Consider the following 7,372-nt stretch of genomic DNA (forward strand, 5'->3'; position numbering starts at 1 on the left):
GGCGCCCCTTATCACTGACCCAGGGTCAAGACCTTCTGCATCATGGCTTTGGCGGTGTTCATCATTTCCGCGTTGGTCTGGAACGAGCGGCTTGCGGAAATCATGTCGGCCATCTCCTCGACCACGTTGACGTTGGGGTAGTAGACGTAACCCTTTTCGTTCGCAGCGGGATGGTTCGGCTCGTAACGGGCCTCAAGGTTGCTCTGGTCTTCGACTACACCCAGCACCTGCACACCGGAGCCGGCTGCGTCCTGGTCCTGGAACAACGAATCACTGCCGCCGCTCTGACCAGCCTGGAACATGGTCGCAAACACCGGGTGACGGGCGCGGTAAGTCTGGTCAATGCTCGAAGACACGGTCTCGGCGTTGGCGATGTTACTGGCGACGGTGTTCAAGCGCGTGGTTTGCGCGCTCATGCCACTGCCGGCAATATTGAAAACACTGGACAGAGACATGGCTTACTCTCCACGCAGGGCTGACATCAGCCCTTTGAATTTACTATTGAGCAGGGTGAAGCTGGCCTGGAAGTTCACCGAGTTCTCGGCGTAATTCGATTGCTCCAGTTGGGCGTCGACGGTGTTCTGGTCGATCGACGGCTGCATCGGCGTGCGATACAGCAGCGACTCGTCAGCATTGCCCAGGCCCTGCGCTTCGATATGACGGTTGTTGGTCATGTTCAAGGCGAAGGTGCCGTTCTTGGTCTTGTCCTGCTGGGCGGCGAGCACGGCGGAGAAGTCCAGATCCCGAGCCTTGTAGTTCGGGGTATCGGCGTTGGCAATGTTGTTGGCCAGGACTTCGGCACGCTGGGCGCGGAAGCCCAGGGCTTGTTCGTGGATACCGAGCGCTTTATCGAAGCTGATGCTCATGGCGGAGACCTTTAGGCTGACCTGCTGTTCGTTAGCAGGGTTATAGCAAGGTGCATGCCAATCTTGTTAAGCCCCCTATATCAAGGGCTTTCGGGGAGATTGCCGGCGGCTATGTCAGAAAAGCGGCAAGTGTTTTCCGCGTGGCGCCAGTAAAGCGGCAATGGGCATTGCCACTTTTATTTATCTTGCCGCAATACAAAGATGGGAGGGGGCTTGCCCCCGATGGCGGTGGTTCAGTTGATAAATCTATCACTGACACACTGCTATCGGGAGCAAGCCCCCTCCCACACTCCCACATTGACTTACTTGGCCTGGTAGATGATTCCCGGGCTGCACTGCACCATCTGGAAATGGTCCGGCAGGCCGTTCAAGGCTTCGGAAGCACCGAGGAACAGATACCCGCCGCGCTTGAGCGTGCCGTGGATGCGCAAGAGGATGTCTTTCTTTACTTCGGCCGAGAAATAGATCAGCACGTTACGACAGAACACCATGTCGAACTTGCCCAGGCTGGCATAACTGTCGAGCAGGTTGAACGAGCGGAATTCCACGCGGTTCTTGATCGGTGCCTTGATCGCCCAGCGCCCCGCCCCTTTCGGATCGAAGTAACGCTGCAGGCGCTCCTGGGACAGGCCGCGGCCCAGCGCCAGGCTGTCGTACTCACCGGTCTTGCAGTTGGTGAGCATGGTGCCGGACAGGTCCGTGGCGACAATTTGCGCGCCAGCTTTCAACTGGCCCATATTGGTCCGTTCGAACTCGTCGATGGACATCGAGATCGAGTACGGTTCCTGCCCCGAAGAGCACGCCGCCGACCAGATACGCAAGCGCTGGCCCGGGCTGGCCTTGATCGCCTCCGGCAGCACTTTGTTCTTGAGCACTTCAAAGGGGTAAGTATCGCGAAACCATAAGGTTTCGTTGGTGGTCATGGCATCGACCACCATCTCCTTGAGCCCGCTGCGCGGCTGCGCCTGGATCCGCTGGACCAACTCACCCAGGGACTTGATGCCCTGCTGTTCCATCAGCTTGTTGAGACGGCTGGATACCAGGTATTGCTTGTTTTCACCGAGCAATATGCCACAGGCTTTTTCCAGGAAGACCCGGAACTGTTCGAAATCCAAATTACCCGTAGACAATGGTACCGCCTCTTAAATCGTGTGACCGCCAGGGGAGAATCCCTCAGCTGTGATCTGCTGCCTTGATCCGGTCGACTACCCGGGATGCGAGGTCATCAGGACGGAATTTGGCCAGGAAGTCATCAGCACCGACCTTCTTGACCATTGCCTGATTGAATACCCCCGACAACGAAGTATGCAGGATGATATGCAATTTTTGCATGCGTGGATCGTTGCGTATCTCGGCCGTAAGGGTGTATCCGTCCATTTCCGGCATCTCGATGTCGGAAATCATCATCAAGAACTCTTCTTCTGGCTTCTTGCCTTCGTCCACCAGCTTGCGCAGGTAGTCCAGGGCCTGGCGACCATCATTGAGCGCCACTACGTCCACACCGACAGTTTGCAGACAACGCGTGACCTGCTTGCGCGCCACTGAAGAGTCGTCCACGGTCAGTACGCGCAAAGACACGGCCTTATGCGCGGTCTCGGCATCCACCACACCGACGGAGATGGTTTCCGAGGTCGGCGCTACTTCGGCGAGGATTTTCTCCACGTCGATGATTTCCACCAACTGGTTATCGACCCGCGTCACCGCCGTCAGGTAGTGATCGCGCCCGGTGCCCTTGGGCGGCGGGTGGATTTCTTCCCAGTTCATATTGACGATACGTTCCACCGAGCGCACCAGGAACCCCTGGGTCTTGGTGTTGTACTCGGTAATGATCACGAAGGGACTCTGGCGGTCTTGCAAACCTGAGGACCCCGTGGCCAATGCCAGGTCGAGAATCGGAATAGTCGCGCCACGGATGTTGGCCACGCCACACACGACCGGATTGGACTTGGGCATGATCGTCAACTTGGGGCATTGCAGCACTTCACGCACTTTAAACACGTTGATGCCATACAACTGCTTGCCGTCCAGGCGGAAAAGCAACAACTCCAGGCGATTCTGCCCTACCAGCTGTGTGCGCTGGTTTACTGAATCCATTACACCTGCCATGCCCAGACTCCTAAAACTAGGGGTACGAAGCGTACCCAACACTAAACGGCACGAGCTTTGCTATTTGTTGTTCATGGATATTAAAACGACAGTTTCCCGACACTTCGGCTGCCAACGCTATCGCAGATTGCTCTGCGCCACGATGGCGTTGCTTGCCTTGGGGCTCAGTGCTGCGACCCGTGCCGACAACGTTACCCTGCCTGATGTACTTATCGGCGTCACCCAAGGGTTTCTTGAGTTCACTGTAGAAGATTATCTGGCAACCACACAGACGCCGGGGCGTTATGAAATCCAGGTCAATCAGTTGGACCCGCGTTTGCGCATGCCCATGTGCGACAGGGAATTGACAGCCACCCTGGAAAGCCCTTCTCAACCCATTGGCCGGGTCACGGTGAAAGTACGTTGTGAAGGTGCCTCGCCGTGGACAGTATTCGTGCCTGCCCAGGTCAAGCTGTTCCGTGATGTGGTTGTCGTTGCGCGGCCGCTGAAACGCACCGGTATTATCAGCTTTGAGGATGTGGCCCTGCGTGAACGGGACATCAGCCAGATCAACCAGGGCTATATGACCTCAGTGGACCAGGCTATTGGGCAGCGGCTCACCCGACCAATGGTTACCGATCAAGTCATCACATTGGTTCACCTGGAACAGGCCGAAGTGATTCGCAAAGGTGACCAGGTGGTGATTTCCGCCAGCAGCGGCGGGTTGAATGTAAGAATGCCGGGTGAAGCGCTGTCCAACGGCGGCATGAGCGAACAGATCCGTGTCAAGAATCTCAACTCCAACCGCGTCATCAAGGCGCGCGTGACCGCCCCCGGGCAAGTCGAGGTCGCTTTATAGAACACTGGTAGAGGACGCTGGGTTTTCCTACACTGTGCACGAGAAGTTCCGTGTGGAGATTTATTGTCATTCGCGCCTAAAGTTTGTTTGGGTATGGCCGAAAACATGGCAAGCGTCCAAATACCCAGAGGTTTTTTCAACATGGTCATTGATTTCAGTCGTTTGAATAACGCCCCGGCTTTGCCAGGCAGTACGCGCACCAGCGGTGCCAAGGACAGCGTAGAAGCCAAGCCACAGCCCCTGCCCGCCAAGGCAGAACAGGCCAGCGTCAGCCAGAGTGGGGAATCGGTTCACCTGAGCAATGAGGCTCAACAGTTGCAGAAGGTCACTGACTCGCTGCGCGACCAGCCGGTTGTCAATAAAGCCCGGGTGGCCGAGTTGAAACAGGCCATCGCCGATGGCAGCTATAAAGTCGACAGCAACCGTGTCGCCAGCAAGCTGCTCAACTTCGAAGCCGAGCGCTAGGCAAAGGCCTGCGCAGGGCTTTTGGACGCTTAAAACCCAAGGCCAGCCATGCACCACGACGAACATTTGCTTCAACTGATCATTGATGATCTGGCGCCGACGCAGCAATTGCTCGAGCTGCTCAAAGAAGAGTCCCTGGCCTTGTACGGCCGGGATATGCCCTTGCTGGAAGAAATCCTGGCGCGCAAACAGTCGCTGATCGTGCTGCTTGAACAGCATGGCAAGAAGCGCAGCGAGATCCTGATCAGCCTGGGCCTGCCGGCCGATCACGATGGCCTCGCGCAACTGGCCAGCCATTCATCGGTCGGCGACCAGTTGCTGTCACAAAGCAAGGAACTCAACCAATTGCTCGCCCTGTGCCAGGAAGCCAACCAGCTCAACGGCCAGTCGATCCAGCTTCAACAAGCCACGACCGCCAATCAGTTACGCATACTCCACGGCGGCGAACCTCCGGCCCTGTACAACGCCCAAGGCTCCACATCACGCCTGGTCAAGCCAAGCACTCGCAGCCAAGCCTGACGCCGGTTTACAGCGTGGCCTATCCAAGGTGCGCTACATACTGGCAAAATGCCGGTTCTTGCGTGTAGTCGTATTTTGCCTGGAGATGGAAGAACCGTGTTCAACGCCCTTAATGCGGAAGATGCCCCGCAGCCACCGAAGGTGCTCACCACGCCTCTGGAAATCGCCAGCACTTTGCGGATGCTCCAAGACAGCCATGATCCTTTGATCATCACCTTCCACGAGCGCAGCCAACGCTTCCAAAGCTATCTGGTGGACGTTTCCCGCGATAGCAAGACGCTGGTACTGGATGAAATGATTCCCCGTGACGGTGAACGCTACCTGGAGAATGGCGAACCCTTTCGTATCGAAGGTTTTCACGATGGTGTGCGGATTGCGTGGGAAAGCAACGGCACACTGAGCCTCAGCGAAAAGGACGGCCACCGCATCTACAGCGGCAACATGCCCGACGAGGTGGTCTACCATCAGCGCCGTAATGCTTTTCGCGCCGCATTGAAACTGGCGCAGTTGGTGAATATCGAGTTGGGTGGCGAGAAGCTCAAGGTGCCAGTCAACGGTAAGTTGCTGGATATCTCCGCCACTGGCTGCAAGCTTCGCTTCGAAGGCGACATCTCCGAGCGCCTGCAACTGGGCCAGGTCTACGACCGCTTTGTCGCTGCCCTGCCCTTTGGCAGCATGACCACCGCCGTAGAATTGCGCTACCTGCACTTCGAAGACAAGCTCAACATCACGTTCGCCGGCGTGCGCTTCCACAACATGAGTGGCTTGGTGCAACGCCAAGTGGAGCGCTTTGTGTATCAGTTGCAGCGGGAAGCTCGGCGTTTCGACAAAGACGACGATTTTTAAGCTCTAAACGCTGAGGCAAAAAAACGGGCAGATCCTGGTGGGATCTGCCCGTTTTTCGTTCAGGGGCGCGCCCTGCTCAAGTCATGAGGATGTTCGTCCGGGGCCAGGGGCTCTTTTGGCTCTTCGCTAGCCGGCTCATCCATTGCTGGTTCAGGCTCTGGATCAGGAACACTGACTTGCATCTGCTCCTGCACCACCTGCTCATCCACCCGAGGGTCCAGGGCAGCGACCAACGGCGAACTGGACATGCTGTCGGGCATCGCCACGTGATGCAGCGGCGCGTCGTCGACCTGATGCAGATTGGTGACCGCCTTCGGTCGAATTCGCCACACCAGGATCAACGCACAGAGGCTGAAAAACGCGTAGAGCATCTGGCTGCCGAATAGCTTCATGACGACACCTGCCAACAGGGGCCCGACGCTCGCACCTATGCCATAGGTCACCAGCAGCATGGCCGTCAGCGAAACCCGACGGTCACCTTCGACGTGGTCGTTGGAAAAAGCCACAGCCAAGGGGTACAGGCAGAACTGCACCAGCGAACAAAAGAACCCCGTCACGAACAGCACTTCCAAGGGCACCTGAGTCATGATCGCCAGGGGCAATGCCGTTATCGCCAGGCACAAGGCAAAGCAGCGAATCAGCAGTGCTCGGTCATAGCGGTCCGACAACCAGCCCAGAGGCCACTGCACAAGCAAACCGGCGAAAATACAGCTACCCATGAACAAGCCAACCTGTTCAGTCGTCAGCCCCTGCTGGGACGCGTAGAGCGGCGCCAAACCGTAGAACGAGCCCACGATCAACCCTGCGCCCAGCACCGTACTGAGCGACTGCGGCACACGCTTGATAAAGAAGCGAGGCTCCATCGGCGCCGGGTGCAATGGTGCCGGGTGAATACGTCGGGTCATGGCCACCGGCACCAGGCACAGGGCAAAGCACAAGGCGACCAGCATCAACAGCTCGAGGCCAAGGTGAGGGTGCATGACCAGGATCAACTGGCCTAGCACCAGCCCTAGATAAGACGCGATCATGTAGCCACTGAACACTACGCCGCGCTGTTTGGCATCCGCCTGCTCGTTGAGCCAACTTTCAATGACCATGTACTGGCACATCATGCCCAGGCCTACGATCATCCGCAGCACGATCCAGGCAGGCAACCAATCGATCAAACCGTGGCCCAGCACCGCTGCGCCGACGATCCCAGCGCAGGTGGCGTAGGCACGAATATGCCCGACCCGGGCAATCAGGCGGTGGCCGATCTTGCCACCCAGGACCAAGCCAAAATAGTTGGCGGCCATCAGCGCACCGACCCACAGGCTGTCGACATTGTCTGCCGCAAGGCGCAAGGCCAGATAAGTACTGAGCAGGCCGGAGCCAATCAGCATCATCAAGGAAGCGAAATAAAGGGCTCGAAAAGATTTCCAGATCTGGCGCATCGGCGTTCCGAGCGGCTCCTTGCAGTGAGAGACAGGGCTATCGGCATGATAGTCCGGGGTGGGCGGGTCCGGACAGGCGGTATTGTCTGTTTCCGGGGATTATTTTGCATAAGAGCTCAGACGCTGCACCGGTGTCTGCAGGTACACCATAGAGATAAATACATAACGCACCTGCTGTGAACCCCGAACCGCTGCAAGGTTCGACTGAACTTGGGCAGCATTGCAAAAAGTCTCAATAGTGCAGCGCAGAGGAGAACCAGTAAAGGATATGGAACAAGCACCGGGCGGCATTTTTCGAA

Annotated in this window: 10 protein-coding genes; 4 read left to right on the forward strand and 6 right to left on the reverse strand. The window is 57.2% G+C overall.

Going from position 1 to position 7,372, the window contains the following annotated elements:
• Nucleotides 1-11: 11 nt before the first annotated feature.
• From flgC to QZR30_RS26735, 4 genes are all read right to left on the reverse strand, one after another.
• Nucleotides 12-455, reverse strand: a complete 444-nt coding sequence (flgC, locus tag QZR30_RS26720) for a flagellar basal body rod protein FlgC (protein ID WP_043050111.1) — start codon at nt 453-455, stop codon at nt 12-14.
• A 3-nt stretch (nt 456-458) separates the two neighbouring features.
• The gene (gene flgB / locus QZR30_RS26725; RefSeq protein WP_046069172.1) at nt 459-866 is read right to left on the reverse strand and encodes a flagellar basal body rod protein FlgB; all 408 of its coding nucleotides are present in this window, start codon (nt 864-866) and stop codon (nt 459-461) included.
• 302 nt (nt 867-1,168) lie between these two features.
• Nucleotides 1,169-1,996 carry a protein-glutamate O-methyltransferase CheR gene (gene cheR, locus QZR30_RS26730; protein WP_046069173.1) on the reverse strand — a complete coding sequence of 276 codons (828 nt, stop codon included), beginning with the start codon at nt 1,994-1,996 and terminating at the stop codon, nt 1,169-1,171.
• A gap of 43 nt (nt 1,997-2,039) precedes the next feature.
• A complete protein-coding gene (locus QZR30_RS26735; protein WP_046069174.1) occupies nt 2,040-2,972 on the reverse strand; it encodes a chemotaxis protein CheV in 933 nt (310 codons plus the stop codon).
• 73 nt (nt 2,973-3,045) lie between these two features.
• Here QZR30_RS26735 and flgA point away from each other — a divergent pair, with 73 nt between their 5' ends.
• The 4 genes from flgA to QZR30_RS26755 all read left to right on the forward strand — a co-directional run bounded on the left by flgA (nt 3,046) and on the right by QZR30_RS26755 (nt 5,640).
• On the forward strand, nt 3,046-3,810 hold the full coding sequence (gene flgA, locus QZR30_RS26740) for a flagellar basal body P-ring formation chaperone FlgA (RefSeq protein ID WP_068967794.1): 765 nt from the start codon (nt 3,046-3,048) through the stop codon (nt 3,808-3,810).
• 141 nt (nt 3,811-3,951) lie between these two features.
• Nucleotides 3,952-4,275 (forward strand): flagellar biosynthesis anti-sigma factor FlgM, encoded by a 324-nt coding sequence (gene flgM, locus QZR30_RS26745; protein ID WP_046069175.1) that lies wholly within the window; start codon nt 3,952-3,954, stop codon nt 4,273-4,275.
• 48 nt (nt 4,276-4,323) lie between these two features.
• Nucleotides 4,324-4,794, forward strand: a complete 471-nt coding sequence (locus QZR30_RS26750; protein ID WP_068967607.1) for a flagella synthesis protein FlgN — start codon at nt 4,324-4,326, stop codon at nt 4,792-4,794.
• A gap of 96 nt (nt 4,795-4,890) precedes the next feature.
• Nucleotides 4,891-5,640, forward strand: a complete 750-nt coding sequence (locus QZR30_RS26755) for a flagellar brake protein (protein WP_046069176.1) — start codon at nt 4,891-4,893, stop codon at nt 5,638-5,640.
• Nucleotides 5,641-5,699: 59 nt separating this feature from the next.
• Here the strand turns inward: QZR30_RS26755 and QZR30_RS26760 are convergent, their stop codons facing one another.
• Both QZR30_RS26760 and QZR30_RS26765 read right to left on the reverse strand, forming a co-directional pair.
• Nucleotides 5,700-7,073, reverse strand: coding sequence for an MFS transporter (locus QZR30_RS26760; RefSeq protein WP_056846827.1), 1,374 nt, complete (start codon nt 7,071-7,073; stop codon nt 5,700-5,702).
• 99 nt (nt 7,074-7,172) lie between these two features.
• Nucleotides 7,173-7,372: hypothetical protein (locus QZR30_RS26765; RefSeq protein WP_311904642.1), on the reverse strand; the 200-nt coding region annotated here is incomplete at its 5' end.

The sequence above is a fragment of the Pseudomonas sp. rhizo25 genome (genome assembly GCF_031931935.1).
Taxonomy (GTDB): Bacteria; Pseudomonadota; Gammaproteobacteria; order Pseudomonadales; family Pseudomonadaceae; genus Aquipseudomonas; species Aquipseudomonas synxantha.